Here is a 26,114-nt window from a genome sequence, read left to right on the forward strand (position 1 = left end):
GACAGACCGTGACTCCGATGTCATGAAGGTTCCGCCGGCAAACAACACGCTGGTGCTTGCTTCTGCCTCGCCCCGGCGTCTAGACCTGCTGCGCCAGATCGGAATCGACCCGGCCAGCATCGACCCAGCAGACCTCGACGAAACTCCGCTCCGCGACGAGCTTCCCGCCCAGCATGCCGCAAGGCTCGCTGCCGAGAAGGCTGCCGCGGTGGCGTCGCGCCATGCCGGCAGTTTCGTGCTCGCGGCGGATACGGTGGTGGCTTGCGGTCGCCGCATCCTGCCCAAGGCCGAGACCGAACAGCAGGCCCGCGCCTGCCTGAAGCTGCTTTCCGGCCGCCGGCACCGCGTTTATGGCGGCGTCACGCTGGTGCTGCCCGACGGACGCATCCTCGACCGGGTCGTCCAGACCGCCGTCACCTTCAAGGTGCTGAGCTTGGAAGAGACGGAAGACTACATCGCGTCGAACGAGTGGCAGGGCAAGGCGGGCGGCTACGCCATCCAGGGACGCGCCGCGGCGCTGGTCCGATGGATCGGCGGATCCTACAGCAATGTCGTCGGACTGCCGCTGTTCGAGGTTTCCAGCATGCTGCGCGGCGTGGGCTTCGTCCCTTCATCTCCTCCCCCCGTTCCCACGTGACGGACCCGTCCCGGGGCATCGAGATCCTGATCGACCGCGCCGGGCCACTGCTGCGGGCCGCAGTGGTCGAGGGCGGACGGCTGACCGATCTCCATGTCGACAGCGCCGACCGGCCGAGCCGGCTGGGCGAGGTGGCGCTGGGCCGCGTGGACCGGATCGTCACCGCCCTGAACGGCGCCTTCGTGGATATCGGCGGCACTGCCGGCCTGCTGAACAACGCCGACCTGCGCACGGCAGCCCCCACGAGCCGGAAGGCAGCGCGCGCCGGAACCACCCTTCGGGCCGGCCAGCCGGTACTGGTCCAGGTCAAGGCGGAGCCCGGCGGCGGCAAGGGTCCATCCCTGACCATGGACGTGACCCTGCCCGGCCGGTTCCTGGTGATGACGCCCTTCAAGCCGGGCATCTCGATTTCCCGCCGCTTGGCGCAGGGCGACGCGCGGGGCCGGCTTTCCCAGATGATCTCCGAGATCACCGGCGGTCTGGGCGGCGGCTGGATCGTCCGCGGCAGCGCCCTCGGCACGGACGCGGACACTCTGGCCGCCGAAGCCGAAAGCTTGGCCGTGGCATGGCGCGGCCTGGAGCGACAGGCGACCGCCATGCCCCCGGCCACGCTCCGGCCCGGCCCCTCGGCAGCGATCCGGGCGGTGATCGAGAACGGCGGCCGACCGGTCGCCGGGATCACCGTCTCCGAACCGTCGCTACGCGACGAACTCGCTGCCTGGGCGCCCGACCTGGCCCCGCTGATCCGGGTCGAGCCCGACGCCCTGTTCGACCGCTACGACCTCGAAGGCGAATTGATCCGCCTGACCGAACGGCAGGTCCCGCTGTCGGGCGGCGGCAGTCTGGTGATCGACCGGACCGAGGCGCTGACCGTGATCGACGTCAATGGCGGGGAGCGCCCCAACGCCCTGGCCACCAACCTCGACGCCGTCGCGGAAATCGCCCGGCAACTCCGCCTGCGCAATGTCGGCGGCATCGTCATCGTGGATTTCATCAACATGGCGTCGCGCGCCGATGCGGAACGGATCCTCGACGGTCTTACCCGGGCCACCGCCGACGACCCGGCCAGCGTCAATGTCTACGGCATGTCGAAGCTGGGCCTGGTCGAACTCACCCGCGCCCGCCGGGGGCCGCCGCTCGCCGACCTGACCGGCCGATAAGCGCGGCCTACCGGCCGGGCCGTCAGCCGAACACGATGCCTTGCGCCAGCGGCAGCGCGTCGGAGTAGTTCACCGTCGCGGTCTGCCGGCGCATATAGGCCTTCCAGGCGTCCGAGCCCGACTCGCGCCCGCCCCCGGTTTCCTTCTCGCCGCCGAAGGCGCCGCCGATCTCGGCACCGCTCGGGCCGATATTGACGTTGGCGATGCCGCAGTCGCTGCCGGCGGCGGACAGGAACCGCTCGGCCTCGCGCAGGTCGGTCGTGAAGATACAGGACGACAGCCCCTGCGGCACGTCGTTCTGCAACGCGATCGCCTCGTCGAGACCGTCGTAGCGCAGTATATAGAGGATCGGGGCGAAGGTCTCGTGCCGCACCGTGTCGGTCTGTCCCGGCATCTCGACCAGCGCCGGCTCGACATAGAAGGCGTCCGGGAACTCGTCGGTCAGCACACGCCGGCCGCCGGTCACGATGCCGCCTTCGGCGGCGGCGCTTTCCAGCGCGCGGGCCATGCCCTCGAATGAATCGCGGTCGATCAGGGGTCCGACCAGCTTGGACTTGTCCAGCGGGTTCCCGATGGGGATGCCCGCATAGGCCTGCCGAAGCCGCGGAACCAGCGTGTCGTAGATGTCGGAATGGACGATCAGCCGGCGCAGGGTGGTGCAGCGCTGCCCTGCCGTGCCGACCGCGGCGAACAGGATGGCACGCACCGCCAGTTCCAGGTCGGCCGAGGGCGTCACGATCATCGCGTTGTTGCCGCCGAGCTCCAGGATCGAGCGGGCGAAGCGCTGGGCGAGGCGGGGTCCGACCTCGCGGCCCATGCGCGTGCTGCCGGTGGCGCTGACCAGTGCGATCCGCGGGTTGTCCACCAGCCGCTCGCCGATCTCCCGGCCGCCTACCAGCACCGAGGACAACCCAGCGGGAGCGTCGCCGAACCGCGCCACCGCGCGCTCGAACAGGGCTTGGCAGGCGAGCGCCGTGATCGGGGTCTTCTCCGACGGCTTCCAGACCACCGGATCGCCGCAGACGATGGCCAGCGCGAAATTCCACGACCAGACCGCGACCGGAAAGTTGAAGGCGGAAATCACGCCGACGGCACCCAGCGGATGCCATGTCTCGCTCATCCGGTGGCCCGGACGCTCCGAGGCGATGGTCAGCCCGTAGAGCTGGCGGGACAGGCCGACGGCGAAATCGCAGATGTCGATCATCTCCTGCACTTCGCCATAGCCTTCCTGGATCGACTTGCCGCACTCCAGGGTCACCAGGCTGCCCAGCGCCACCTTGTGGGCGCGCAGCTCCTCGCCCAGCAGGCGGATCAGCTCGCCGCGCCGGGGAGCGGGCACCAGCCGCCACGCCTTGAAGGCTTCCGCCGCGGCGGCGATCTTGGCATCCGCCGTCTCGGGCGTGTCGTCCTTCAGCCGGCCGATCTCCGTGCCGTCGATCGGGCTGCGGACGATGCGGGTGCCGCCCTGAAGCAGCTCCGCGTCCAGGTTAAGGGCGGCGGCGATTTCCCGCAGGTTCATGGTGTCGGCTCCTCGTTTTACTCAGGCGTGGACGCCACCCTAATACCTGTTAACCAGGTTCTCCAGATACTCCTGTCGGCCGGAACGGGGTTCCGGTTTCAGGTTCTGGTCGCGGGCCAGCTTGGCCAGATCGCCCAGCCCGACCCGGCCGTCCAGGATGTCGGTTCCCAACCCCTCGTTCCAGCCGGCATAGCGGTCCGCGACATGGGAGGCCAGCTTGCCCTCCAGGATCATCCGCTCCGCCATCAGCAGCCCGCGCGCCAGCGTGTCCATGCCGCCGATATGGGCGATGAACAGGTCCTCCGGGTCGATGGACTGCCGCCGCACCTTGGCGTCGAAGTTGAAGCCGCCGGTGGTCAGCCCGCCGGCCGACAGGACATGGTACAGGGCCAGCGCCGCCTCCCGGTCGTCGTTGGGAAACTGGTCGGTGTCCCAGCCGTTCTGCGGGTCGCCGCGGTTGATGTCGAAGCTGCCCATCAGGTCGTTGGCGATCGCGTAGACGACCTCGTGCTCGAAGGAGTGGCCCGCCAGCGTCGCGTGGTTGACCTCCAGGTTCAGCTTGATCTCGTTCTCCAGCCCGTACTTCCGAAGAAAGGCGTGGACCGTCGCGGCGTCGTGGTCGTACTGGTGCTTGGTCGGCTCCATCGGCTTCGGCTCGATCAGGATCGTGCCCTTGAAGCCGATGCGGTGCTTGTGCTCGACCACCAGGGACATGAACCGGCCGAGCTGGTCCAGCTCCCGCTTCATGTCGGTGTTGAGCAGCGTGTCGTACCCTTCCCGGCCGCCCCACAGCACATAGTTCTCGCCGCCCAGGCGGTGCGTCATCTCCAGCACGCGCGCGACCTGCGCCGCGGCGAAGGCGAAGACCTCCGGGTCGGGGTTGGTCGCCCCGCCGGCCATGTAGCGCCGGTGCGAGAACAGGTTGGCGGTCCCCCACAGCAGCTTGACGCCGGTGCGGTCGATGCCGTCCCGTATCAGCTCCTCGATCCGGGCGAGGTTGGCGTCGCCCTCCGCGATGGTCTCCCCCAGCGGGGCCACATCGGCGTCGTGGAAGCAGAAGAACGGCACGCCCAGCTTCTCGAAGAACTCGAACGCAGCGTGGAGCTTCAGTTTGGCGTTCTCCATCGTGTCCGCCGCCTGCCAGGGGCGGTCGAAGGTCCCGGAGCCGAACATGTCCACGCCGGGCCAGCAGAAGCTATGCCACCAGCAGACCGCGACCCTCAGATGGTCCTCCATCCGCTTGCCCAGCACCATGCGGTCGGGTTCGTAGTGGCGGAACGCCAGGGGATCGTCGGATTCGGGTCCCTTGAAGGGGATGCGGCCGATCTTCTCGAAACAGGGCGCGGTCATGGCGAAGGCTCCGGCGGATCAATGGGTCGAAAGGGCTGTCCAGGCCGCGTTGTTGCGGCTGGAATCCACGGCGGCGGAGATGAAGCGGACCCCGCGCACGCCATCGGCGACGGTAGGCACCAGCAGCGAGGCCGGATCAGGCTCGCGGCCTTCGATCCGTGCCGCGACCTGTTCGGCGATGTCGCTGTAGATCTGCGCGAAGCCTTCGAGGTAGCCCTCGGGATGGCCTGCGGGAATCCGGCTGGCATGGGCCGCGGCGGGGCCGGAACCCGGGCCGTTGCGGGTGACCAGCTGCGGCGGCTCTCCGAACCGGGTGACGCGCAGGTGGTTGGGCTGCTCCTGGTGCCATTCCAGCCCGGCCTTGTCGCCGAAGACCCGCAGGCGCAATCCGTTCTCGTGGCCGGGCGCCACCTGGCTCGACCACAGCATCCCACGTGCCCCGCTGCTGAAACGCAGCAGCATGTTGACGTTGTCGTCCACCCGCCGTCCCTCCACGAAACTGGACAGATCGGCGGCGATCTGGGTGCAGTGGAGGCCGGTGACGAACTCCGCCAGGTTGAAGGCGTGGGTGCCGATATCGCCGATGCACCCTCCCCCGCCGGTCTGCGCCGGGTCGGTCCGCCAAGCGGCCTGCTTCTGGCCGGTCTCCTCCAGCGAGACGGTCAGCCAGTCCTGCGGATACTCGACCTGGATGACCCGGACGGTGCCGAGCCCGCCTTCGGCCACCAAGGCGCGGGCGTGCCGGACCATTGGGTAGCCGGTGTAGTTGTGGGTCAGCGCGAACAGCCGTCCGCTCGCCTCCGCCGCTGCGGCCAGATCCTCGGCCTGGGCCACGGTCGCGGTCATAGGCTTGTCGCAGATGACGTGGATGCCGGCATTCAGGAAGGCCCGGGCGGCGGGATGGTGCAGATGGTTGGGCGTCACGATCGCGACGGCGTCGATGCCGTCAGGGCGCCCCGCCTCGGCCCGCGCCATCTCGGCGAAGTCGGAATAGGCGCGGTCGTCCGCGATATGGAGATCGGCGGCGCTGTCCCGCGCCCGCTGGGGATCGCTGGAAAGGGCGCCCGCGACCAGTTCCCACCGGTCGTCCAGGCGCGCGGCGATGCGGTGGACCCCGCCGATGAAGGCGCCGCGCCCACCGCCCACCATGCCGAGCCGGAGCCGACGCTTCGGCGCCCCGCCCTGCCTGCCTTCGATCGTCATGGCTGTCCTCCCGCCCGGTCGAGGCCGAGCATGCGGCGGTTTGCGGCATCGTCGGTGCCGGCCTCGGCGAAATCGTCGAAGGCCCGCTCGGTCACTTCGATGATGTGCGCCTCGATGAAGGCCGCCCCCTCGGCGGCACCCTGCTCCGGATGCTTCATGCAGCATTCCCATTCCAGCACGGCCCAGCCGTCGAACCCGTACTGGGTCAGCTTGGAGAAGATACCGGTGAAGTCGACCTGCCCGTCCCCCAGGGAGCGGAACCGCCCGGCCCGGTCGATCCAGGGCTGGAAGCCGCCATAGACACCCTGGCGCGGCGAGGGGTTGAACTCGGCATCCTTCGCGTGGAACATCCGGATCCGCTCGTGGTAGACGTCAATGTAGCCGAGATAATCGAGCTGCTGGAGCACGAAATGGCTCGGGTCGTACAGGATATTGCAGCGGGGATGTCCGCCGACCCGCTCCAGGAACATCTCGAACGTCACGCCGTCGTGCAGGTCCTCGCCCGGATGGATCTCGTAGCAGAGATCGACGCCGGCCCGGTCGAACTCGTTGAGGATCGGCAGCCAGCGCTTCGCCAGCTCGTCGAACGCCGTCTCGACCAGTCCCGGCGGCCTCTGCGGCCAGGGATACAGGTAGGGCCAGGCGAGCGCCCCGGAGAACGTCGCGTGCGCCGTCAGCCCCAGGTTGCCGGAGGCCTTGGCCGCCAGCTGGAGCTGCTCGACCGCCCACTGCTGGCGCGCCGCGGGGTTGCCGCGCACCTCCGGGGCCGCGAAGCCGTCGAACGCCAGGTCGTAGGCGGGATGGACGGCGACCAGCTGGCCCTGGAGATGGGTCGACAGCTCGGTCAATTCCACGCCCGCCTCGTTCAGGATGCCCTTGATCTCGTCGCAATAGGCCTTGCTCTCCGCCGCCTTGGCGAGGTCGAACAGGCGGGCATCCCAGGATGGGATCTGGACGCCCTTGAAGCCATGCTGCGCCGCCCAGCCGGCAATGCCGTCGAGGGTGTTGAACGGTTCGGCGTCTCCCGCGAACTGGGCGAGAAAGATTGCCGGTCCCTTGATCGTCTTCATCTGGTCGGGTCCTCCCGGGGATGGAGCGGACTGTCCGCGAAGCGAAGCCGCTTGGCGCCGTGCCGCTGAATCGGCAACGGACGCAGGGAGGGAGCGTTACGGAAATGGCTCTGCTGGCGCGGGGCTAGGCGCGGCACTGACGTTTCTCCCTCCCGTTCGATGGGGCGGCGACTTGTTTGCGCTCGGTCTCAAATTAGATAGACCATCGAACAAAAATCAGCGTAGCCTAGAGTTTAGGCATGGTCAAGCAGGCGAGGAGAACATCGCCGTGTCAGCCCGGGTCAACTCGGCACTGATTCGCCAGATCAACCTGGCGCGCGTCTTTCACGCCTTGCGGGAGCATCCGGAAAGCTCGCAGCGGGATCTCGGAAAACTTACCGGCCTGGACAAGGCGACGGTCTCGACGGTCGTCGGCCAGCTGCAGGACCTTCGGCTGGTCGAGCGGTCGGAACAGAGCAAGGCGCGCCGGGTCGGCCGGCCGGAGACCGCGCTGTCGATCCCCCGCAGCGCCGGCGTGCTGGTCGGCGTGCGGCTGGAGCCGGCCACGATCCGGGTCGTCACCACCACCCTGACCGGCGAGGTGCTCGGGCACTGCCAGCTTCCCGGCAGCCTGGACATGAAGGCGGCGTTGGTCACCCTGCGCGAGGCGGTGGACCGGGAGATCGCGGAAATCGGCGAGACCTGGTCGTCGGTCCGAGCTCTGGGCGCCGGCATACCGGGGCTGATGGACCGGGACGGGAACCTGGTGCTGGCGCCCAATCTCGGCTGGCGGGACGTGCCGATCCGCGCCATGCTGGAGGAGATCTTCGACTGCCCGGTCGATGTCGACAACGACACCAAGGCCGCCGCCATCGCCGAACGCCTGTTCGGGCTATGCCGGAAAACCGAGGATTATGTCTATCTCACCGGTGACTCCGGGGTCGGCGGCGCCTTGGTGCTGGGCGGCCGCGTGTATCGAGGCTCCGGCGGCTTCGCCGGGGAAATCGGGCACACCAAGATCTCGCCGGAGGGGCGGCTATGCGGCTGCGGCCGGCGCGGCTGCCTGGAGACCTATGTGTCGGAAGCCGCGATCCTGCGCACCTTGGCGGAGCGGGGAATAGACGCCGCCGACATCCGCGCCGTGGCCGACCTGGCGGCGGCCGGCCGGCCCGAAGTCCGGGCGTTGCTGGAAGAAGCCGGTCACCTCCTGGGCTTCGCCTTGTCGAACATCGTCAACATCCTCAATCCGGGCCTGATCGTGCTCGGCGGCAACCTCGCGGTCGTCGGCGCCCATATCGTGCCGAGCCTTGAGCGGGCGCTCTCCGAACATGCCCTCAGCCCGGCGGCGGCCGGCGTCAGCGTGCGTATTTCGCCGCTGGGGGAGGATGCCGTCCCGATGGGCGGCATAGCCCTGGCCCTTGACGGCTTCCTGGCCCCTCCCCGCCTCTCGATCGCGCGCGGCTGACGCCGGGCGTCACACCGCCATGACCGGAACATGGGCCGGCACGATCAGTTCGGCCTCCGTCGCCGCCAGCACCTCCGCGACGGACACTCCCGGCGCGGTCTCCCGCAGCTCCGGCCCCGCGTCGGTGAAGCCGATGACCGCCATGTCGGTCACCACCAAGCTGACGCGCCGCACCGACATGAGCGGCATGGTGCGTTCCCGCAGGATCTTCGGAGCGCCCTCGGCGGTGTGGGTCATCGCGACGATCACACGCTTCGATGGCTCAAGCCCCCCGGTTCAGCTGGTAATCCACCAGAGCGCCCGGCGTGCGGACGCTGTCGGGCGGGATCACGCCGATCGGGACGATGTCCTCGGCATCGACGATCACCACGTCGGCGGCCATCGCCATGATCGGGTTGAAGTTCTGGGTGGTCAGCGAATAGGCAGATTGCAGGCATAGTCCGCCTGCTTGGCATGGACGATCGCGAAATCGGCGCGCAGCGGGGTCTCCAGCAGGAAAGGCTCGCCATTCACCTCGATCCGAGTCTTGCCCGCCTCGACCGCCGTACCCAGGCCGGTGCGGGTCAGGATGCCGCCCAGGCCGAAGCCCCCGGCGCGCACCCGCTCGGCCAGCGTGCCCTGCGGCACCAGCTCGTCCATGATCCGCTCCGACGTGCCGACACCCATGAAGCCGCCGACCATCAGGCTGGCTCCGTCGGGAATCCGGGCGACCGCATCCTCCAGCTTGATGCCCTTCATGGTCACGCCGCCTCCGACCGGTCACCGCCCGATAGCACTTCGGACATGCGGGCGGCCACCTCGAACGCGCGCTCGTCGTCGCGCCCGTCGCTGTCCAGCTTCAGGATGTCCTCGATCTCCCGCTCCGCCAGGGCCACGCTGTAGCGCACCTCGCCGTCGACCACGTTCTTCTCCGTGATGACGATCTCGTAATCACCGGCTTCGGCGCGTCGGGATGGCGCTCGGCCACCGCCCGGACGAAGACCTGCTCGGCGCGGCAGACGTCGATGATGGTCTGGCCGGGCTCCGGCTCGGGGAAGAAGATCACGAAATAGACGGGATGGCCGGCACGCAGCGCCACGCCGACCTGGCTTTCCATCTTGGAGCCGCCGATGCCGGCACCGTGCCCGGCCCGGGGATCCACGATGATGTAGGGCCGGGCCGCGGCGTCGATCTCCAGCCCGGCGGGCGGGCGGATCTGCACCAGCGCGTAGTTGACCGGCCGCTCCATCAGGCGACCGTCGACGACGATGTCGTACTCGAACGCCAGGACCGGCGGCAGCCCCTTGCGCTCCATCTCCACGAAGCCACTGCCGCGCTTCCGCAGGATGTCTCGGGTCGGCTACGGTTCAGGTGGATTTGAATGACATCGTATCTATCGCGGCTTATTGCCACGGCAATGCCCGATGCCGTCAGTGGAGCCTTTCCGGATCGGCGTCGAAATCGGTCTCGATCTCCGCTTCCGGATCGTTGGCCTCGACCCGATAGACCCCGCCCAACCAGCGGTTCAGGTCCACGTCGGCGCATCGGGGCGTGCAGAACGGTTTGTACTGTGGATCGGCCGGCCGGCCGCAGATCGGGCAGGCCGGGAGCCGGCGGGGCTTTTGGGAAATCTCGCTCATGGGGTGAGAAATTGTTATGCCCGGCGGGGATTCCAAGACGGCCGGTTCACGCGCCGGCCCGGAGTTCCAGCATGGCCTCCCGCGTCCGGGGCCATGGCTGCGGCAGATTCATCGCTCGCGCCAGTTCCAGCAGCAGGGGCGGCCGCAGCCTCGCCAGCGCCAGCGCCTGGGCGTCCCCCAGGACGTCTGGCGCCGTTCCCCGGATCAGCGTCATGCCCTCATGCAGGATCGCGATGTCGTCCGCCCAGGCATAGGCCAGGTCGACGTCGTGGGTGGAGAGGACCAGCGTCATTCCCCGCGCCGCAAGCCCGTCCAGGACGGCCATCAGGCGCGCAACGCCGTCGGCGTCCAGCCCGGCGGTGGGTTCGTCCAGCAGAAGCACCTCCGGCCGCATCGCCAGGGCGCCCGCTATGGCGACGCGCCGCTTCTGGCCGAAGCTGAGCATGTGTGTCGGGCGGTCGGCCAGATCCGCGATGCCCAGGTCGGCCAAGGCACCATCCACCCGCCGGCGCACCTCCGCTTCGGGCAGATCCAGGTTGAGCGGCCCGAAGGCGACGTCGCGGGCGACCGTCGCGGCGAAGATCTGGTCGTCCGGATCCTGGAGCACCAGGGCCACCCGGCTGCGCCAATCGCGGAGCGAGCGGCGGTCGTATCCCGCCGGAGACCCATCGAGCAGCACGCGCCCGCCGCGCGGCTTCAAGGTGCCGTTCAGGTGCAGGAACAGGGTCGTCTTGCCGCAGCCGTTCGGCCCCAGCAGGGCCAGCTTGCGCCCGCGCCCGACGGCGAGGTCGAGGCCGCGCAGCGCCTCGATGCCGCCGGCATAGTCGTAGCGGAGCGCCTGCGCCTCCAGGATCATCCGCCCCTCCGCACCAGCAGCGCCGCCGACGCGATGCCGAGCGGCAGCGCCGCCCCCGCCAGCAGGCGCCACGCAGAGGGCACGCGCTCGTCGGCCGGCTGCGGCAGGTCGCCGCCGAGCCCGCGCGCCGCCATCCCGATCTCCAGCCGACGGCCGCGGGCGAGGGAGCGCTGGAACAGGCTTCCCGCCAGCCATCCGGCTGAGCGCAGGCTACGCCGGGGACCGTCGTAGCCGAGGCGGCCGATTTGGGCCTGCCTTCCGGTGGCGGCGCAGTCCAGGAAGACAAAGATCAGCCGGTAGGTCAGCAGCATCAGGTCGCGAACCAGACGCGGCACGCCCAACCGACCCAGCAGCGGCATCAAGTCGGCGACCGGCGTGGTCAGGATCAGGAAGACGAGGCAGGAGGTCGCGGCCAGCGACCGCAGCGTCACCGCGGCCGCCGCCTCCAGCCCGCCGGGTACCAGCCCGACATGCAGGCCGTCCGAAACGTCGACCGCCAGCGCCAGCACCGGCGCACCGGTCAGCAGGAATCCCAGCGGAACAGCGAGCGTGCCGAGAACGGCTCCCGCCGGCACGCCCGCGCCCAGGATGGTCAGGGCCAGCATGGCCGCGATCGACAGCGGCGCCGCGGGCCAGGGCGGCAGGACCAGGGTTACCAGCAGCATGCCGAGCGCGGGCAGCAGCTTTTCCAGCGGATGGAGATCGTGCCAGCGGTTGGTCCAGGCGTGGCGGTCAATCGCCAGCATGGAGCTCCGTCCGGCGATCCTCCGGCCGGCCCTCGCGCCGACCCCGCCGAAGACCGATGTAATAGCCGAGCAACCCTGCGCCGAGCGCTGCCTGCAGCGAGAACAGCAGGCTCTCGATCTCGCCGCTGGGCGGTTCCCACAGGGGCTCGAACCAGGGCTGGTAACCCGCCCGGTCGATCAGGTCCTGCGCCTGCCCGTCCGAGCCGGAGAACTCGGCATTGCCGACGACCAGCAGCGGCAGGACCACGATGGCGGCGGCGGCCAGGAGAAGAATCGCGTTGCGGCCTCTCATTTCGCCCCCATCGCCTTGGTTCCGAACGCCAGCGCCGACAACTCGTCGCGGCTGTACTGGACCAGAAGATTGACCACCACGACCGTCAGGATCCCCTCCACCACCGCGAGCGGAACCTGGGTGATCGCGAAGATCGACAGGAACTTGACCAGCGCCCCGCCGAAGCCGGTCACCGGGTCGGGAAAGGCAAGAGCCAGCTGGACCGAGGTCGTGCAGTAGGTCGCCAGGTTGCCGAGCGCCGCGGCCAGGAAGACCGCGAAGCTCCTGCCCAGGCCGGCGGCCAGCCGCCAGACGCCGTAGGCGACCCAGGGGCCGACGATCGCCATGGAGAAGACGTTGGCGCCCAGCGTGGTCAGCCCGCCATGGGCCAGCAGCAGGGCCTGGAACAGCAGGACGATGGTGCCCAGCACGGCCATGGCGTTCGGCCCGAACAGGACGGCGCCCAGGCCGACGCCGGTCGGGTGCGAGCAGCTTCCCGTTACCGACGGGATCTTCAGCGCCGACAGCACGAAGGCGAAGGCGCCGGACGTCGCAAGCAGCAGCTTGGTCTCGGGATGGTCATCGACCACGCGCCTGATCCGGCGGACGCCGGCGACGACGAACGGCGCCGCGGCCACCATCCAGGCCGCGGCATGGAGAGGCGGCAGGTAGCCTTCCATGATGTGCATTGAACTGATAACCCCCTTTTTCGACAAAAGGAGGTGCATGGATGAAGCGCCCACTGAGCACGGCGACAAGGATGACGCCGACCTGGCTGGCCTTCCTCCCGGTGCACCCCGCCCGGACATACGGCTCTTCCGGTGACGGCAGGTCTCCTGGCTCGCAGGTCCCGGTCGGACGCCGATGCCTTCCCGGCCCTTAACGGGCCAGTGGCTTGATGCCGGCGCAGACTCGCTGCTTACAGTTGCGGGGGCAGCCACGGATTAGGTCCCCTGGGGGGTCCGCCGCACCGTGTTCCCTATTAATCCCCCTCGACTCTCGCTCGGGGGAACCTGTCACCGGGAATGAAGCTAGAGGGCAAAGCGTCCGCCCGTCAAGCTTCCGTGTCTCACCCGCCGCCCCCCGCCCGGCGGAGTCAGCGCCGCAGCAGGACCGATGCCGCCTCGTCCCGGGCTTCCCACCCTGCCCGTTCCAACTCGGGATCGATATGCTCCTCGACCGGCAGGCCGACGCAGAGATAGGCCACCAGGGACCAGGTGACCGGCACGTCGAGCGCCTGCCGGACGATTTCCGGATCGAGGATCGACACCCAACCCGCGCCGATGCCGTGCGCCCGCGCCGCCAGCCAGAAGGTGTAGACGGCGGTGACCGTCGAGTAGCGCAGCATCTCCGGCATGGTGCGCCGGCCGAGGCCGTGGCCGCGCGTGGTCTCGTCGTCGTTGAAGACGGCGATCTGCACCGGCGCGTCGTTCAGGCCGGCCAATTTCAGCGTCGCGTAGAGCTGGGCGCGCTCGCCCGTGTAACCGCCCAGCGCCTCGGCGTTGCAGCGTTCGAAAGCGTTGCGGACCACGGCACGGCGCCCGGGATCGTCGACGCGGACGAATCGCCACGGCCTGCTGTAGCCGACCGACGGCGCCAGCGCCGCGACCTGGACCAGCCGCTCGATCAGGGCATCGTCGATGGGATCGGTCCGGAAACGGCGCACGTCGCGGCGCCAGCGGAACAGGTCTTCCAGCCGCTCCTGAAAACCCACATCGAAAGTCGGGACTTTCCTCATGCCGGGAAGATGAACGAGCCGAGGGCGTCGCGCAAGCGCGCCACCCCTGCGGCATCGGGCGGCAGGCCGAACCTCAGCCAGTCCGGCCGCGCCTCGAACGGGCGGACCAGGATCCCGGCCCGGCCAAGATGCTCGAACAGCGCGGCGGCATGGGTGGTGCGGGTCAGGCGGTAGAGATCGGTCCCGCCAACGTTTTCCAGCCCGTGGGCACCGAGCAGGCCGTCGAGGTCGCGCGCGGCCGAGGCGAGGCGGCTTCGGGTCTCCCCGATCCAGTCACTGTCGGTCAGCGCCGTGGCGCCGACCTCCAGCGCCGGTCCGGCCACCGCCCAGGGTCCCAAGTGATCCTCCAGCGCCGACACCAGGCGGGGAGGGCCGAGCGCGAAGCCGAGGCGAAGCCCGGCGAGCCCGAAGAACTTGCCGAAGGATCGGAGGACGCAGAGCCCTGGGCGGCCGGCGGCCGAGGCGACGCTGATCGTCGGCGCCACGTCGGCGAAAGCCTCGTCCACCACGAGCAACCCTCCCCGCGCGGCCAGCCGTTCGGCAAGCGCCAGGAGCCGGTCCGGATCGACCTGCCGGCCGTCCGGATTGTTGGGGTTGGTCACTATGAGGCAGGCGGCGTCGGCGGCCTCGTCGAGCGTTTCGCACACCGCGACGTCGTGGCCGGCGAGGCTCCAGCAGCGGGCGTGCTCGGCATAGGTGAAGCCCAGGATCGCCGCCCGGCCCCGCGGCATCAGCCGGGGCACCGCCTGGATCAGCGCCTGAGACCCCGGCGCCGCCACGATGGCGGCGGGTTCCGCGCCGAGATAGCGGCCGGCGGCGGCGAGCAGCCGGTCGAGCGCGTCCCGGTCGGGCAGGCGGGTCCAGGCATCCGGACTCGGCGCGGGCACCCGGATAGGCCAGGGATTGATGCCGGTGGACAGGTCAAGCCACCTCTCCTTCGGGCGGCCGAATCGGGCCTCGGCCCGGGCGAGGCCGCCGCCATGGTCTCGGACCCGTTCCGGAACCGGCGCATTGTGGATTGACGCTGATGCGGGGGGACCGTAAGACTGCTGACCCATGGACATTGGTTCCTTTGCGTCCCCGTTCGGGCGCGAGGTGAAAAGGGAACACGGTGCGGCCGGGCTGTAAAGCCGTATGCCAAATCCGTGGCTGCCCCCGCAACTGTGAGCAGTGAGTCGGTTCCGATTTCACGCCACTGGCCCAGATCGCGGGCCGGGAAGGCAACGGCCCCGACGGCGACCTGCAAGCCAGGAGACCTGCCGGTGTCGCTCGCAACAACAAGGGACCGGGCGGGGTGCACCGGTGAGAGAGGAACGATGAACGCGATCGCCAAACCCTCCCAGGGGCCGGCACAGGCTTCTTCCGAAAAGCTCGGCGTCATGCTGTGCGGCCACGGCAGCCGGGACACCGGCGCCGTGCAGGAGTTCGCCGTCGTGGCCGGCCAGCTCCGCGCCAAGCTGCCGTTCGACGCGGTGGAGTACGGCTACCTGGAATTCGCCAAGCCGATCATCCGCGACGGCCTGGACAAGCTGCGCGCCAAGGGCGTGACGAAGGTGCTGGCGATCCCCGGCATGCTGTTCGCCGCCGGCCACGCGAAGAACGACATTCCCTCGGTGCTGAACGCCTATCAGGCGCAGAACGAGGGCATGACCATCCATTACGGCCGCGAGCTGGGCATCGACCTGAAGATGCTGCGGGCCGCCGGCGACCGGGTGGCCGAGGCGCTGGCCCTGGCCGGCGGCGACGTGCCGCGCCATGAAACCCTCCTGATGGTGGTCGGCCGGGGCTCCTCCGATCCGGACGCCAACTCCAACGTGGCGAAGGTGACCCGCATGCTGTGGGAGGGGATGGGCTTCGGCTGGGCCGAGACGTCCTATTCCGGCGTCACCTTCCCGCTGGTCGAGCCGGGGCTGGAGCACGCGGCGAAGCTGGGCTATCGGCGCATCGTGGTGTTCCCGTATTTCCTGTTCACCGGGATCCTGGTCCGGCGGATCTACGATTACGCCGACGCCGTGGCGGCGCGCCACCCGAACATCGAATTCATCAAGGCCGGCTATCTCAACGACCACCCGATGGTGCTGGAGACCTTCTCGGACCGCGTCACCGAAATCCTCCAGGGCACCGGCAACATGAACTGCCAGATGTGCAAGTACCGGGAGCAGGTCCTGGGCTTCGAGGCCGAGGTCGGCCTGCGCCAGGAAAGCCACCACCATCACGTGGAAGGCATCGGCACCGGAGAGGCGCACGGTCATGACCACGGGCACCACCATCATGACCACGGGGATCATCACCACGCCCACGGCCATGGGCATTCCCACGGACATGATCACGCGCATGGTCACGGCCATTCCCACGACCATGGCGGCGCCGGGCACCATCACCACCCCTACCCCCACGCCGACCATCCGCTGGGGCCGAGAAGCATGACGAAGCAGGCTCGCGACTGATCCGGTGATGGACTATCTGCGTGACCCGGCGGAGATCTACCGCCGCTCCTTCGCGATTATCGCGGAGGAGGCGGACCTGTCCGGCCTGCCGCCCGATGTGGCCGAGCTGGCAACCCGCCTGATCCACGCCTGCGGCATGGTCGATCTGGTCCGCGACCTCGCCTGGAGCCCGGACGTGATGTCGGCCGGCCGGGCCGCGCTGGCTGCGGGAGCCGCCGTCCTGACCGATGCCCGCATGGTGGCCTCCGGCATCATGGCGTCGCGCCTGCCGGCCGGCAACCCGGTGCTGTGTACCCTGGCCGAACCTGCCGTGCCGGCCCTGGCCGCCGGGCTCGGCACTACCCGGTCGGCCGCCGCCCTGGATCTCTGGCTGCCGCACATGGAAGGGGCGATCGTCGCGATCGGCAATGCCCCGACCGCCCTGTTCCGCCTGCTGGAACTGCTGGATGCCGGAGCGCCCCGCCCGGCGGTGATCCTGGGTTTTCCCGTGGGTTTCGTCGGCGCCGCCGAATCCAAGGCCGAGCTGGCCGCCGATCCGCGCGGCGTTCCCTTCATCACCGTCCGCGGCCGGCGCGGCGGCAGCGCCATGGCGTCGGCCTCGGTCAATGCGCTCGCGATCGGGGCTTCGGCATGACAGGCTCCGCCGGGGCGTGGCTGTCCGTCGTCGGCATCGGCGAGGACGGACTGGACGGCGTGTCTCCGGCCGGCCGCCGTTTGATCGATGCCGCCGAAGTGCTGATGGGCGGTGAGCGCCACCTCGCCATGATCCCCGACGACGGGCGCGAGCGCCTGGCCTGGCTGTCCCCCTTCAGCGAGGGGATCGAGCGGCTGTTGGACCTGCGCGGGCGCAGGGTCTGCGTGCTGGCGAGCGGCGACCCCTTGGACCACGGCGTCGGCGCCACCCTGGCACGCCGGATTCCGGCCGGCGAGACGATCGTCGTCCCGGCGCCGGGAGCCTTCGCCCTCGCCTGCGCCCGGATGGGCTGGCCCCGGGCGGAGGTCGAAACCCTGTCGCTCCACGGCCGTCCGGCGGCCTTGCTCCATGCTTATGTCCAGCCCGGCGCCCGCCTGCTGATCCTGTCCGAGAACGGCGCGACGCCGGGAGTGATCGCCGGCCTGCTGCGGCAGCGCGGCTATGGCGGCAGCCGGATCACCGTGCTGGAGCACCTGGGCGGGCCGCGGGAGCGGTGCCGCGAGTGGCGCGAGTCGGAAGTCTACGCCGACCTGAACACGGTCGCGGTCGAATGCGTCGCCGATCCCGGAGCGCCGCTGCTGCCGCGGACGCCGGGATTGCCGGACGAGGCGTTCCGCCATGACGGCCAACTGACCAAAAGGGAGGTCCGGGCGGCGACGCTGGCGGCGCTGGCACCGGTTCCCGGACAGCTCCTGTGGGACGTGGGGGCCGGATGCGGCTCCATCGCCCTGGAATGGATGCGCCATCACCCCGCCTGCCGCGCCGTTGCGATCGAGCCGCGCGGCGACCGCCTGGCCCTGATCGCGGCGAACGCCGAGGCGCTGGGCTGTCCCCGTCTCGCCATCGTCGAGGGCAAGGCGCCGGCGGCCCTGGCCGGCCTGTCCGCGCCGGACGCGGTCTTCATCGGCGGCGGCATCACGGCGCCAGGATTGTTCGAGACCTGCTGGGAAGCGCTGCCCCCCGGCGGCCGGCTGGTCGCCAACGCCGTCACCATCGAGGGCGAGCAGGTGCTGACCGGGGCCTATGCCCGGCTGGGCGGCAGCCTGACCCGAATCGCGATTTCCAGGGCCGAACCCGTCGGCCCGTTTTCCGGCTGGCGTCCCCTGATGCCGGTCACCCAACTGGCGCTGAACAAGATATGAGCGGAACCCTCTACGGCCTGGGTGTCGGGCCGGGCGACCCGGAACTGATCACCCTGAAGGCCTTGCGCCTGCTGCGGTCGTCCCCCGTCGTGGCATACCCGGCGCCGGAGCATGGCGATAGCCTGGCCCGCGCCATCGTCGCCGGCCACCTGCCCGGCGGGCAGACTGAAGTGGCGATCCGCATGCCCATGCTGGTCGAGCGCTTCCCGGCGCAGGAAGTCTACGACCGCGCGGCGGCTGATCTGGGCGGCCATCTGGCGGCCGGGCGCGATGTCGCCGTGCTGTGCGAGGGCGATCCCTTCTTCTACGGGTCGTTCATGTACCTGTTCGGCCGCATGGCGGAACGTTTTCCGGTGCAGGTGGTGCCGGGCGTCTCCTCGCTGACGGCCTGCGCCGCCGCCCTGGGGGCGCCGCTGGCAGCCCGGAACGACGTGTTGACCGTAATCCCGGCCCCGCTTTCGGCCGACCTGCTGCGCGAGCGGCTGGCCCAGACCGACGCCGCCGCGATCATGAAGCTGGGGCGGCATTTCGCCAAGGTGAGAGGCGTGCTGGAAGACCTGGGCTTGTCCGGCCGGTCGCGTTACGTGGAGCGTGCCACCATGGCGAACCAGCGGCTGCTGCCGCTGGACCAGGTGGACGCCGATTCCGTTCCCTATTTCTCGATGGTGCTGGTCCACCGCCGGGGTGAGGCCTGGGCATGAGCGCACCCGTCTTCGTCGTCCTGTCGCAATCCGGGTTCGAGGTCGCTTCCGGCGCCCGGACCGTCCTGCCCGGCGCCGAGATCCACGGGCTGGCCCACCGGGTCGCCGGGGCGGACAGGAGTTTCTCCGCAACCCTCGACCATCTGCGGGCGCTGTTCGCGGCCGGCACGCCGATCATCGGCGTGTTCGCCGCCGGCATCCTGATCCGCGCGCTGGGTCCCGTCCTGTCGGACAAGCGCGCCGAACCTCCCGTGCTGGCTCTGGCGGAGGACGGCAGCGCGGTCGTCCCGCTGCTGGGCGGCCACCACGGCGCCAACGACATGGCGCGGAGGCTGGCGGCGGCGCTGGGCATCGAGCCGGCCATCACGACCGCCGGAGACCTGAATTTCGGCGTGGCCCTGGACGAGCCGCCGGCAGGCTGGCACCTCGCCAACCCGGAGGACGCCAAACCTTTCACCGCCGCCCTGATGGCCGGAGCACGGGTCAGGCTTGAGGGCACCGCCCACTGGCTGACCGCCGCCCGCCTTCCCTTCTCGGCCGACGGCACCCTGACGCTGCGCGTCACGGAACAGGCCGAGGCCGGCTCCGAAACCTGCCTGGTCTATCATCCTCCGGTGCTGGCGGTCGGCGTCGGGTGCGAGCGCGGCGCTTCGGCGGAGGAAGTGACGGCGCTGGTGCGCGAGACCCTGGCCTCCGCCCGCCTCGCCGAGGGGGCCGTGGCGGCGCTGTGCTCGATCGACGTCAAGATGGACGAGCCGGCGATCCACGCCGCCGCCGCCGTTCTTGGTGTCCCGGTGCGCTTCTTCGACGCCGCCCGGCTGGAGGAGGAGGCTCCACGGCTCGCCAATCCGTCCGACCTGGTGTTCCGCGAGGTCGGCTGCCATGGGGTCGCCGAAGGGGCGGCGCTGGCGGCGTCGGGCGGAACGCTGCTGGTGCCCAAGCGGAAGTCGGCGCGGGCGACCTGCGCCGTCGGGCTGGCGCCGGCGCCGCTCCACGCCGACACCATCGGGCGACGCCGCGGACGGCTCTCGGTCGTCGGCATCGGGCCGGGCAGCGACGGCTGGCGCACGCCGGAGGCCGACCGCTGGCTGGCGAGCGCCACCGACCTCGTCGGGTATCATCTCTATCTCGATCTCCTCGGCGAACTGGCGGCCGGCAAGCGGCGGCATGGCTATGAACTGGGGGCCGAGGAGACGCGGGTGCGCGTCGCCCTCGACCTCGCGGCGGAAGGCCGCGACGTGGCCCTGGTCTCCAGCGGCGATGCCGGCATCTATGCCATGGCGACGCTGGTGTTCGAACTGGTCGAGCGCGAGAGGCGCGCCGACTGGGCGCGGCTCGACATCGCGGTCACGCCCGGGATCTCAGCGCTCCAGGCCGCCGCGGCCCGGGCCGGCGCCCCGCTGGGCCATGACTTCTGCACGATCTCCCTGTCGGACCTGCTGACCCCCTGGCCGGTGATCGAGCGGCGGATCCGCGCCGCCGCCGAGGGCGATTTCGTGATCGCCGTCTACAATCCGGTGTCGCGCCGGCGCACGGAGCAGCTTCCGGCCATGAAGGCGGTCCTGCTGGAACACCGTCCCGCCGCCACGCCGGTGATCCTGGCCCGCAACCTGGGCCGGCCGGGCGAGACCATCGCGGTGACCACCCTGGCGGCGCTGGACGTGGCCGACGTGGACATGCTGACCCTGGTGCTGATCGGCTCCAGCGAGACCCGCGCGGTGCCGCGCGGCGACGGCGGCACCCGGGTCTACACCCCCCGCGGCTATGCCGCGAAACATCCGGACGAAAGACCCACATGACGGTTCACTTCATCGGCGCGGGTCCCGGCGCTCCCGACCTGATCACGATCCGCGGGCGCGACCTGATCGCCCGCTGCCCAGTCTGCCTCTATGCCGGGTCGCTGGTACCCCCCGAGGTGGTGGCCTATGCGCCGGAGGGCGCCCGGGTGGTGGACACCGCCCCGCTGACGCTGGACGACATCCTGGCCGAGATCGAGGCCGCCCACGCCGACGGCAAGGACGTGGCGCGGGTCCATTCCGGCGACCCCTCCCTCTACGGCGCGATCGGCGAGCAGATCCGCCGCCTGGATGCGCTGGGCATCCCGTACGACATCACCCCGGGCGTGCCGGCCTACGCCGCCGCCGCCGCCCTGCTGCGGACCGAGCTGACGCTGCCGGAGGTCTCCCAGACCGTCATCCTGACCCGCACGGCCATGAAGTCGTCGCCGATGCCGAACGCGGAGACGCTCGACATCCTGGGCCGGTCGGGCGGAACGCTGGCGATCCATCTGTCGATCCGCAACATGACCAGGATCGTCGAGGAGCTGTCGCCCCATTACGGCGCCGATTGCCCGGTCGCGGTGGTCTACCGGGCGACCTGGCCGGACGAGCTGGTGATCCGCGGCACGCTCGCCGACATCCGGGAGAAGGTGCGCGAGGCGAAGATCACCCGCACCGCGCTGGTGATCGTCGGCCGTGTCCTGGCGGCGGAGGATTTCCGCGACAGCGCGCTCTACGACCCGGAGCATGTCCATGTGCTGCGGCCCGAGCGCAAGGTCCGGTGAAGCCACTCCAGCGCTTCCTCCGCGGTGCGGGCGCGGGGTCCGGCCGGCGGCGCGGGACGGCGGACCATGATGACCGGGATTCCGAATTCCCGCGCGGCGGTAAGCTTCGGCTGGCTGGCGCCGCCGCCGCTGTTCTTGGCGACCACGACGGTGATGCCGTGGTCCGCCAGCAAGGCCCGTTCGGCATCCAGGTCGAAGGGGCCGCGCCCCGTCACCAGGGCGATGTTGGGGCCCGGCGGTTCCTGGGAGTCGATCACCCGCGCCAGGAACCAGGCGTCGGCGCGCGACGCGAAGGGACCGAGTTCCTGGCGGCCGACGGTCAGGAACGCGCGGGCGCCGCTCGGCACCGCCGCCACGGCGGCCTCCATGCCGCCCACCTCTATCCAGCGGTCAGCGGGTCCGGCCACCCATTCCGGCCGCACCAGCGCCAGCCGGGGCACGCCGGTCTGCCGGCAGGCCTCCTCCGCATGGCGGGAGATCGTGGCGGCGAAGGGGTGCGTGGCGTCGATGACGGCGGCGACCGCATTCTCCCTCAGATAGGCCGCCAGCCCCTCCGCCCCGCCGAATCCGCCGATGCGGACTTCTCCCGGCAGGGCGGCCGGCGCGCGGGTGCGGCCGGCCAGCGAGGTGACCACCGGCATTCCTTCCAGGCTGCGGGCCAGTTCCGCCGCCTCCGTCGTGCCGCCGAGGATCAGGACCTTGCCGGGAACGGTCGAGACGAAGCCGGCGCGTCCTTCCAGTCCGCCCTTGCGATCGAACACAAGCACTTCCACGTCGGTGCCGCAGTCTCTCAACGTGTCGAGCGCCACCGCCCGCGCGCGGGCCGCGATGAGGTCGGCAAGCGGAAGGCCGGCGGCGACCGCACGGGTCAGCACCTGGTTCGCGGTATTGGAATGTCGGGTGCGTTCGATCTCGTCGGGCGAGGCGCCCAAATCGGCCATTCGGTCGGCAAGCCAGTTGAAATCGACCTGACTGCGGCCCGAGTGAAGGTCCAGGAAACCCTGGGCCATTTTAGACAACTTACCGAAACCGCCCGCGATCGTCAAGCGCGGCACGGGATGGCGGCGCAGATACTTCAGCATTCCTCCGGCGAAATCCCCCATGTCGAGCAGCGCCAGGTCGGACAGCCCATGAAGCCGCTGGACTGCCTGCTCGGAGGTGGAGCCGGTCGAGCCCGCGACATGGCCGATCCCGTTGGCCCGCGCCACGTCGATGCCCCGGTGGATGGAGTGGATCCAGGCCGAGCAGGAGAACGGCACCACGATGCCGGTAGTGCCCAGGATCGACAGCCCACCGACAATGCCGAGGCGGGGGTTCCAGGTCTTGAGCGCGATGTCGCCGCCGCCCGGAATCGAGACCTCGATCACCACGTCGCCCGCGTCGCCGTGGGCCGCCGCCAACTCGGCCACGGCCTCCGACATCATGCGGCGGGGAACGGGGTTGATCGCCGGCTCGCCGGGCGGGATCGGCAGACCCTCCTTGGTGACGGTCCCGACGCCCTCGCCGGCGCGGAACGTGATGCCGGACCCGGGAGCGCCGCGGCCGACGGTCGCGATCACCAGGGCGCCGTGGGTCACGTCGGGATCGTCGCCTGCATCCTTGACCACGCCGGCGGCGCAGCGATCGGGGCCGCGCGCCTCCCAAGCGAGGGCGAAGGCAGGTGTTTCCCCGCCCGGCAGGCGGATCGTCACGGGGTCCGGGAACTCGCCGGTGAGCAGCGCCGCGTAGGCCGCGCGGGTGGCGGCGGTGGCGCAGGCTCCGGTCGTCCAGCCACGGCGCAGGGGACGATCGGGGACGTCTTCCGGTTGGTCGGTCATGGCGTGGCTTATAGACGCGGTGTAAAGTGGCGGCAATGATCCCCTCATCCTCACCCCTCCCCTTCCCCGAGTTCGAACCCGGCTGGGTCTGGCTCGCGGGCGCCGGTCCGGGAGACCCCGGCCTGCTCACCCTCCATGCCTGGCACGCGCTGCGCCATGCGGACGTGATCGTCTATGACGCGCTGGTCGGGCCGGACATCCTGGGCATGGCCCGGCCCGAAAGCCGGCTGGAGTTCGCCGGCAAGCGCGGCGGGCGGCCATCGCCCAAGCAGCCCGACATCTCCCGGCGGCTGGTCGAACTGGCCCGGCAGGGCCTGCGCGTGCTGCGCCTGAAGGGCGGCGATCCCTTCGTGTTCGGGCGCGGCGGCGAGGAAGCGCTGATGCTGGTCGAGCACAAGGTGCCGTTCCGCGTGATCCCGGGCATCACCGCCGGGATCGGCGGCCTGGCCTATGCCGGCATCCCCGTGACCCACCGCGACCGGAACCACGCCGTGACCTTCATGACCGGGCACAGCGCCTCCGGGCTGGTGCCGGACACGATCGACTGGACCGCCGTGGCGCGCGGCTCGCCGGTGATCATCATGTACATGGCGCTGAAGCACCTCGCCCTCATCGCGGACCGCTTCATGGAAGCCGGGCGCCCGCGCGACCAGGCGGTCGCGGTCGTGACCAACGCGACCCTGCCGAACCAGCACGTGCTGGAGACGACCCTGGAGCGCGCGGCATCGGACGTGGCGGAGCACGGCATCGAGCCCCCGGCCATGGTGGTGGTCGGAGACGTGGTGCTGCTCCGGCCGGCGCTGGACTGGCTGGGCGCCCTGTCCGGCCGCGTCCTGACCACCAGCGGCGTGGCTGGCTGAGGCCGTGGCGGCACCGGGGCTCGTGCTGGCGGCTCCCGCCTCGGGCAGCGGCAAGACCGTCACGGTCCTGGCGCTGCTGAGGCATTTCAGCCGGTCCGGCGTGGCGGTGGAATCGCGGAAGGTTGGGCCGGACTATATCGACCCCCTGTTCCACGCGGCGGCCAGCGGCAGGCCCTGCCTCAACCTGGACCCCTGGGCGATGCGCCCGGGCACGCTGGCCCGGCTGGCGGAGGCCGACGCGGAGCTGCTGGTGGTCGAGGGGGTCATGGGCCTGTTCGACGGCGCGGCGGACGGCTCCGGCTCGACCGCCGACCTGGCGGCGCAGGCGGGATGGCCGGTCGTGCTGGTGGTGGATGCCAAGTCCCAGGCGCAGTCGATCGCGGCGCTGGTCCATGGGTTCGGCAGCTTCCGGCGGGACGTGACGGTCTCGGGAGTGATCCTGAACCGGGTCGGCAGCGCCCGGCACGAGGCCCTGCTGAGGACCGCCCTGGAACCGCTCGGCGTCCCGGTATTGGGCGCCCTGCCGAGGCTGGAGGCGCTGGAACTGCCGGACCGCCACCTGGGGCTGGTACCCGCCGGGGAGCATGTGGGGCTGGACGCCTTCCTCGACCGGGCGGCGGATGCCGTGGCCCGGCATGTGGATACCGCGGCCCTGCGCCGGCTGGCCCGCCCGGCGGCGTTCCCGGCGGAGGCAGGGGGTGCGCCGCTGGCGCCGCCCGGACAGCGCATCGCGGTGGCCCGCGACGACGCCTTCGTCTTCGCTTACCCGCATCTGCTGGCGTCCTGGACGAAGCAGGGCGCCGAGCTGGTGCCCTTCTCCCCCCTGGCGGACGAGACGCCGGACGCCGGGGCCGACGCGGTCTTCCTGCCCGGGGGCTATCCGGAACTTCATGCCGGGCACCTTGCCGCGGCGGGGCGGTTCCTGGACGGCATCAGGGCCGCAGCCGAACGCGGGGCCGTGGTCTATGGGGAGTGCGGCGGCTACATGGTGCTGGGCAGGGTGCTGGAGGATGGTGACGGCGTCCGGCACGCCATGGCCGGGCTGCTGCCGCTTGAGACGTCCTTCGCCAAGCGCCGGCTGCACCTGGGCTACCGCGAGGCGGTGGCGCCCTTGGCGACCCCGTTCGGCCCCGCCGGCACGGTGCTGCGCGGGCACGAGTTCCACTATGCCAGCATCACGGCGGAGGAGGCCGACCCGCCGCTGTTCAGGGTCCGCGACGCGCGGGGCGACGACCTCGGCGGCATGGGCGCCCGGCGCGGCACGGTGATGGGATCGTTCCTCCATGTGGTGGATGCCCGGGAATGAACCAGGACGCCGTCCTCCTTCTAGCCCTGGCGATCGACGCGGCGTTCGGCGAGCCGGCCTGGATCTACGCCCGTCTGCCCCATCCCGTGGTCCTGTTCGGCCGGCTGGTCGGCCTGCTGGACCGGACGCTGAACCGCGATGGCTGGAGGCCGGCGGCGCGACGGCTTGCGGGTGTCGTGGCGGTGCTGGCGCTGCTGGCCGTGACCGCCGGCCCGGCCTGGCTCGCCAGCCTGGCTTTCGAGGCCATGCCGCTCGGCTGGGTCCTGGAAGCCCTCCTGGCGAGCACGCTGATCGCGCAGCGGAGCCTCTACACCCATGTGGCGGCGGTGGCATCGGCGCTGGAGAGCGAGGGGCTGGCGGGCGGGCGGCGGGCGGTGTCCATGATCGTCGGGCGCGACCCGGAAAGCCTCGACGAGCATGGCGTCTGCCGTGCCGCCATCGAGTCTTGCTCGGAGAACTTCTCCGACGGCATCGTGGCGCCGGTGTTCTGGTTCGCGGTGTTGGGGTTTCCCGGTCTGGTCGCCTACAAGGCGATCAACACGGCGGACAGCATGATCGGCCACCGGACCCCGCGCCACCGGGCTTTCGGCTGGGCGGCGGCGCGGCTGGACGATCTGGTGAACCTGATGCCGGCGCGGCTGGCCGGCCTGTTCATCATCCTGGGCAGCGCCATCGCCCTGCGCGGCAAGCGGTTGCGGCGCGCCCACGCCGCCTGGAAGACCATGCTGCGCGACGCCGGCAAGCACAAGTCGCCCAACGCGGGCTGGCAGGAAGCCGCCATGGCCGGCGCGCTGGGCCTCGCGCTGGCAGGGCCGCGCCGCTACGGGGCCGTCGTGGTGGACGATGCCTGGATGGGCGAAGGCGGCCGGCGGGAGGCGACCTTGGACGATATCCGCCGGGCGCTCCGCATCATGGCCGCCGCGTGCGGCCTTCAGGCCGGGCTGATCGCGACGCTGGCGTTCCTGCTATGA

General features: G+C 70.6%; 27 protein-coding genes, 1 pseudogene and 2 riboswitches. Of the genes and pseudogenes, 12 read left to right on the top strand and 16 right to left on the bottom strand.

All coding sequences use genetic code 11. The features are described from left to right. The first annotated feature begins 22 nt into the window (after positions 1-22). Both JL101_RS14440 and JL101_RS14445 read left to right on the top strand, forming a co-directional pair. Positions 23-637, top strand: a complete 615-nt coding sequence (locus tag JL101_RS14440; RefSeq protein WP_203095847.1) for a Maf family protein — start codon at positions 23-25, stop codon at positions 635-637. Further along, complete coding sequence (locus tag JL101_RS14445; RefSeq protein WP_228434837.1) at positions 634-1,797, top strand: ribonuclease E/G; 1,164 nt, start codon at positions 634-636, stop codon at positions 1,795-1,797. Before JL101_RS14440 ends, JL101_RS14445 begins: the two co-directional genes overlap by 4 nt. A 22-nt stretch (positions 1,798-1,819) precedes the next feature. On the opposite strand, the gene amaB is transcribed toward JL101_RS14445, so the two are convergent. From amaB to JL101_RS14465, 4 genes are read right to left on the bottom strand one after another with little or no spacing between them, the layout of a single operon-like run. Beyond that, positions 1,820-3,316, bottom strand: coding sequence for an L-piperidine-6-carboxylate dehydrogenase (gene amaB / locus JL101_RS14450; protein ID WP_203095851.1), 1,497 nt, complete (start codon positions 3,314-3,316; stop codon positions 1,820-1,822). Positions 3,317-3,355: 39 nt separating this feature from the next. Beyond that, positions 3,356-4,666, bottom strand: a complete 1,311-nt coding sequence (gene xylA / locus JL101_RS14455) for a xylose isomerase (protein ID WP_203095853.1) — start codon at positions 4,664-4,666, stop codon at positions 3,356-3,358. An 18-nt stretch (positions 4,667-4,684) separates the two neighbouring features. After that, entirely contained in the window at positions 4,685-5,869 is a 1,185-nt protein-coding gene (locus JL101_RS14460) for a Gfo/Idh/MocA family protein (protein WP_203095855.1), read from the bottom strand. Next, positions 5,866-6,939, bottom strand: a complete 1,074-nt coding sequence (locus JL101_RS14465; protein ID WP_203095857.1) for a sugar phosphate isomerase/epimerase family protein — start codon at positions 6,937-6,939, stop codon at positions 5,866-5,868. The genes JL101_RS14460 and JL101_RS14465 overlap by 4 nt, the downstream gene beginning before the upstream one ends. 268 nt (positions 6,940-7,207) lie before the next feature. Here JL101_RS14465 and JL101_RS14470 point away from each other — a divergent pair, with 268 nt between their 5' ends. After that, entirely contained in the window at positions 7,208-8,383 is a 1,176-nt protein-coding gene (locus JL101_RS14470) for an ROK family transcriptional regulator (RefSeq protein WP_203095859.1), read from the top strand. Between the two features lie 9 nt (positions 8,384-8,392). Here the strand turns inward: JL101_RS14470 and JL101_RS14475 are convergent, their stop codons facing one another. The 11 genes and pseudogenes from JL101_RS14475 to cobD form a co-directional block, all read right to left on the bottom strand. Beyond that, complete coding sequence (locus tag JL101_RS14475) at positions 8,393-8,620, bottom strand: hypothetical protein (RefSeq protein WP_203095861.1); 228 nt, start codon at positions 8,618-8,620, stop codon at positions 8,393-8,395. A gap of 25 nt (positions 8,621-8,645) precedes the next feature. After that, positions 8,646-9,121 (bottom strand): annotated as a pseudogene (locus JL101_RS14480) (CoA transferase subunit A). 2 nt (positions 9,122-9,123) lie between these two features. Next, positions 9,124-9,285 (bottom strand): hypothetical protein, encoded by a 162-nt coding sequence (locus JL101_RS14485; RefSeq protein WP_203095863.1) that lies wholly within the window; start codon positions 9,283-9,285, stop codon positions 9,124-9,126. Beyond that, positions 9,222-9,677, bottom strand: a complete 456-nt coding sequence (locus tag JL101_RS14490; protein WP_267133566.1) for a DUF3141 domain-containing protein — start codon at positions 9,675-9,677, stop codon at positions 9,222-9,224. The genes JL101_RS14485 and JL101_RS14490 overlap by 64 nt, the downstream gene beginning before the upstream one ends. A 115-nt stretch (positions 9,678-9,792) precedes the next feature. Continuing rightward, positions 9,793-10,002 (bottom strand): DNA gyrase inhibitor YacG, encoded by a 210-nt coding sequence (locus JL101_RS14495; protein ID WP_203095867.1) that lies wholly within the window; start codon positions 10,000-10,002, stop codon positions 9,793-9,795. Between the two features lie 46 nt (positions 10,003-10,048). Then, on the bottom strand, positions 10,049-10,858 hold the full coding sequence (locus JL101_RS14500; protein WP_203095869.1) for an energy-coupling factor ABC transporter ATP-binding protein: 810 nt from the start codon (positions 10,856-10,858) through the stop codon (positions 10,049-10,051). Beyond that, positions 10,855-11,604, bottom strand: a complete 750-nt coding sequence (gene cbiQ, locus JL101_RS14505; protein WP_203095871.1) for a cobalt ECF transporter T component CbiQ — start codon at positions 11,602-11,604, stop codon at positions 10,855-10,857. Before cbiQ ends, JL101_RS14500 begins: the two co-directional genes overlap by 4 nt. Next, the gene (locus JL101_RS14510) at positions 11,591-11,896 is read right to left on the bottom strand and encodes an energy-coupling factor ABC transporter substrate-binding protein (RefSeq protein WP_203095873.1); all 306 of its coding nucleotides are present in this window, start codon (positions 11,894-11,896) and stop codon (positions 11,591-11,593) included. The genes cbiQ and JL101_RS14510 overlap by 14 nt, the downstream gene beginning before the upstream one ends. Then, positions 11,893-12,564 (bottom strand): energy-coupling factor ABC transporter permease, encoded by a 672-nt coding sequence (locus JL101_RS14515; protein ID WP_203095875.1) that lies wholly within the window; start codon positions 12,562-12,564, stop codon positions 11,893-11,895. Before JL101_RS14515 ends, JL101_RS14510 begins: the two co-directional genes overlap by 4 nt. A 120-nt stretch (positions 12,565-12,684) precedes the next feature. Then, positions 12,685-12,908: riboswitch (cobalamin riboswitch) on the bottom strand. A gap of 63 nt (positions 12,909-12,971) precedes the next feature. After that, complete coding sequence (gene bluB, locus JL101_RS14520; RefSeq protein WP_456115333.1) at positions 12,972-13,589, bottom strand: 5,6-dimethylbenzimidazole synthase; 618 nt, start codon at positions 13,587-13,589, stop codon at positions 12,972-12,974. A 20-nt stretch (positions 13,590-13,609) separates the two neighbouring features. Further along, positions 13,610-14,671, bottom strand: a complete 1,062-nt coding sequence (gene cobD / locus JL101_RS14525) for a threonine-phosphate decarboxylase CobD (RefSeq protein ID WP_203095879.1) — start codon at positions 14,669-14,671, stop codon at positions 13,610-13,612. Next, positions 14,661-14,891, top strand: a riboswitch (cobalamin riboswitch). (Overlaps the previous gene by 11 nt.) 38 nt (positions 14,892-14,929) lie before the next feature. On the opposite strand from cobD, the gene JL101_RS14530 reads away from it, so the two are divergent. From JL101_RS14530 to cobM, 6 genes are read left to right on the top strand one after another with little or no spacing between them, the layout of a single operon-like run. After that, positions 14,930-16,060: a sirohydrochlorin chelatase gene (locus JL101_RS14530; RefSeq protein ID WP_228434838.1), complete on the top strand. Its 1,131-nt coding sequence runs from the start codon at positions 14,930-14,932 to the stop codon at positions 16,058-16,060. Between the two features lie 7 nt (positions 16,061-16,067). Next, entirely contained in the window at positions 16,068-16,694 is a 627-nt protein-coding gene (locus JL101_RS14535) for a precorrin-8X methylmutase (protein ID WP_211111084.1), read from the top strand. Beyond that, complete coding sequence (cbiE, locus tag JL101_RS14540) at positions 16,691-17,896, top strand: precorrin-6y C5,15-methyltransferase (decarboxylating) subunit CbiE (RefSeq protein WP_203095883.1); 1,206 nt, start codon at positions 16,691-16,693, stop codon at positions 17,894-17,896. The genes JL101_RS14535 and cbiE overlap by 4 nt, the downstream gene beginning before the upstream one ends. Continuing rightward, entirely contained in the window at positions 17,893-18,597 is a 705-nt protein-coding gene (locus tag JL101_RS14545) for a precorrin-2 C(20)-methyltransferase (RefSeq protein WP_203095885.1), read from the top strand. Before cbiE ends, JL101_RS14545 begins: the two co-directional genes overlap by 4 nt. Next, positions 18,594-20,396, top strand: coding sequence for a precorrin-3B C(17)-methyltransferase (gene cobJ / locus JL101_RS14550; protein WP_203095888.1), 1,803 nt, complete (start codon positions 18,594-18,596; stop codon positions 20,394-20,396). Before JL101_RS14545 ends, cobJ begins: the two co-directional genes overlap by 4 nt. After that, positions 20,393-21,160: a precorrin-4 C(11)-methyltransferase gene (cobM, locus tag JL101_RS14555; protein WP_203095890.1), complete on the top strand. Its 768-nt coding sequence runs from the start codon at positions 20,393-20,395 to the stop codon at positions 21,158-21,160. Before cobJ ends, cobM begins: the two co-directional genes overlap by 4 nt. On the opposite strand, the gene JL101_RS36790 is transcribed toward cobM, so the two are convergent. Next, positions 21,109-22,977: a cobalt-precorrin-5B (C(1))-methyltransferase gene (locus JL101_RS36790; protein ID WP_323374658.1), complete on the bottom strand. Its 1,869-nt coding sequence runs from the start codon at positions 22,975-22,977 to the stop codon at positions 21,109-21,111. The two genes, cobM and JL101_RS36790, sit on opposite strands and share 52 nt — an antisense overlap. A 35-nt stretch (positions 22,978-23,012) precedes the next feature. On the opposite strand from JL101_RS36790, the gene cobA reads away from it, so the two are divergent. Genes cobA through cbiB form a run of 3 tightly spaced genes read left to right on the top strand, consistent with a single transcriptional unit; the run spans position 23,013 to position 26,114 of the window. Further along, entirely contained in the window at positions 23,013-23,837 is an 825-nt protein-coding gene (gene cobA, locus JL101_RS14570; RefSeq protein WP_203095893.1) for a uroporphyrinogen-III C-methyltransferase, read from the top strand. Positions 23,838-23,841: 4 nt separating this feature from the next. Continuing rightward, a complete protein-coding gene (locus tag JL101_RS14575; RefSeq protein WP_228434839.1) occupies positions 23,842-25,143 on the top strand; it encodes a cobyrinate a,c-diamide synthase in 1,302 nt (433 codons plus the stop codon). Continuing rightward, positions 25,140-26,114 carry an adenosylcobinamide-phosphate synthase CbiB gene (gene cbiB / locus JL101_RS14580; protein WP_203095895.1) on the top strand — a complete coding sequence of 325 codons (975 nt, stop codon included), beginning with the start codon at positions 25,140-25,142 and terminating at the stop codon, positions 26,112-26,114. The genes JL101_RS14575 and cbiB overlap by 4 nt, the downstream gene beginning before the upstream one ends.

This window comes from Skermanella rosea, from assembly GCF_016806835.2.
Taxonomy (GTDB): domain Bacteria; phylum Pseudomonadota; class Alphaproteobacteria; order Azospirillales; family Azospirillaceae; genus Skermanella; species Skermanella rosea.

Excerpts from the sequence above, each read along its gene's own strand:
- JL101_RS14510 (WP_203095873.1), bottom strand. The coding sequence starts at position 11,896 with ATGAGAGGCCGCAACGCGATTCTTCTCCTGGCCGCCGCCGCCATCGTG.
- xylA (WP_203095853.1), bottom strand. The coding sequence starts at position 4,666 with ATGACCGCGCCCTGTTTCGAGAAGATCGGCCGCATCCCCTTCAAGGGA.
- JL101_RS14475 (WP_203095861.1), bottom strand. The coding sequence starts at position 8,620 with ATGACCCACACCGCCGAGGGCGCTCCGAAGATCCTGCGGGAACGCACC.
- cbiQ (WP_203095871.1), bottom strand. The coding sequence starts at position 11,604 with ATGCTGGCGATTGACCGCCACGCCTGGACCAACCGCTGGCACGATCTC.
- JL101_RS14440 (WP_203095847.1), top strand. The coding sequence starts at position 23 with ATGAAGGTTCCGCCGGCAAACAACACGCTGGTGCTTGCTTCTGCCTCG.
- JL101_RS14495 (WP_203095867.1), bottom strand. The coding sequence starts at position 10,002 with ATGAGCGAGATTTCCCAAAAGCCCCGCCGGCTCCCGGCCTGCCCGATC.
- JL101_RS36790 (WP_323374658.1), bottom strand. The coding sequence starts at position 22,977 with ATGACCGACCAACCGGAAGACGTCCCCGATCGTCCCCTGCGCCGTGGC.
- amaB (WP_203095851.1), bottom strand. The coding sequence starts at position 3,316 with ATGAACCTGCGGGAAATCGCCGCCGCCCTTAACCTGGACGCGGAGCTG.
- JL101_RS14535 (WP_211111084.1), top strand. The coding sequence starts at position 16,068 with ATGGACTATCTGCGTGACCCGGCGGAGATCTACCGCCGCTCCTTCGCG.
- JL101_RS14500 (WP_203095869.1), bottom strand. The coding sequence starts at position 10,858 with ATGATCCTGGAGGCGCAGGCGCTCCGCTACGACTATGCCGGCGGCATC.
- cobD (WP_203095879.1), bottom strand. The coding sequence starts at position 14,671 with ATGGGTCAGCAGTCTTACGGTCCCCCCGCATCAGCGTCAATCCACAAT.
- JL101_RS14530 (WP_228434838.1), top strand. The coding sequence starts at position 14,930 with ATGAACGCGATCGCCAAACCCTCCCAGGGGCCGGCACAGGCTTCTTCC.
- cobJ (WP_203095888.1), top strand. The coding sequence starts at position 18,594 with ATGAGCGCACCCGTCTTCGTCGTCCTGTCGCAATCCGGGTTCGAGGTC.
- cbiB (WP_203095895.1), top strand. The coding sequence starts at position 25,140 with ATGAACCAGGACGCCGTCCTCCTTCTAGCCCTGGCGATCGACGCGGCG.
- cbiE (WP_203095883.1), top strand. The coding sequence starts at position 16,691 with ATGACAGGCTCCGCCGGGGCGTGGCTGTCCGTCGTCGGCATCGGCGAG.
- cobM (WP_203095890.1), top strand. The coding sequence starts at position 20,393 with ATGACGGTTCACTTCATCGGCGCGGGTCCCGGCGCTCCCGACCTGATC.
- JL101_RS14515 (WP_203095875.1), bottom strand. The coding sequence starts at position 12,564 with ATGCACATCATGGAAGGCTACCTGCCGCCTCTCCATGCCGCGGCCTGG.
- JL101_RS14460 (WP_203095855.1), bottom strand. The coding sequence starts at position 5,869 with ATGACGATCGAAGGCAGGCAGGGCGGGGCGCCGAAGCGTCGGCTCCGG.
- cobA (WP_203095893.1), top strand. The coding sequence starts at position 23,013 with ATGATCCCCTCATCCTCACCCCTCCCCTTCCCCGAGTTCGAACCCGGC.
- JL101_RS14545 (WP_203095885.1), top strand. The coding sequence starts at position 17,893 with ATGAGCGGAACCCTCTACGGCCTGGGTGTCGGGCCGGGCGACCCGGAA.
- JL101_RS14465 (WP_203095857.1), bottom strand. The coding sequence starts at position 6,939 with ATGAAGACGATCAAGGGACCGGCAATCTTTCTCGCCCAGTTCGCGGGA.
- JL101_RS14490 (WP_267133566.1), bottom strand. The coding sequence starts at position 9,677 with ATGGAGCGCAAGGGGCTGCCGCCGGTCCTGGCGTTCGAGTACGACATC.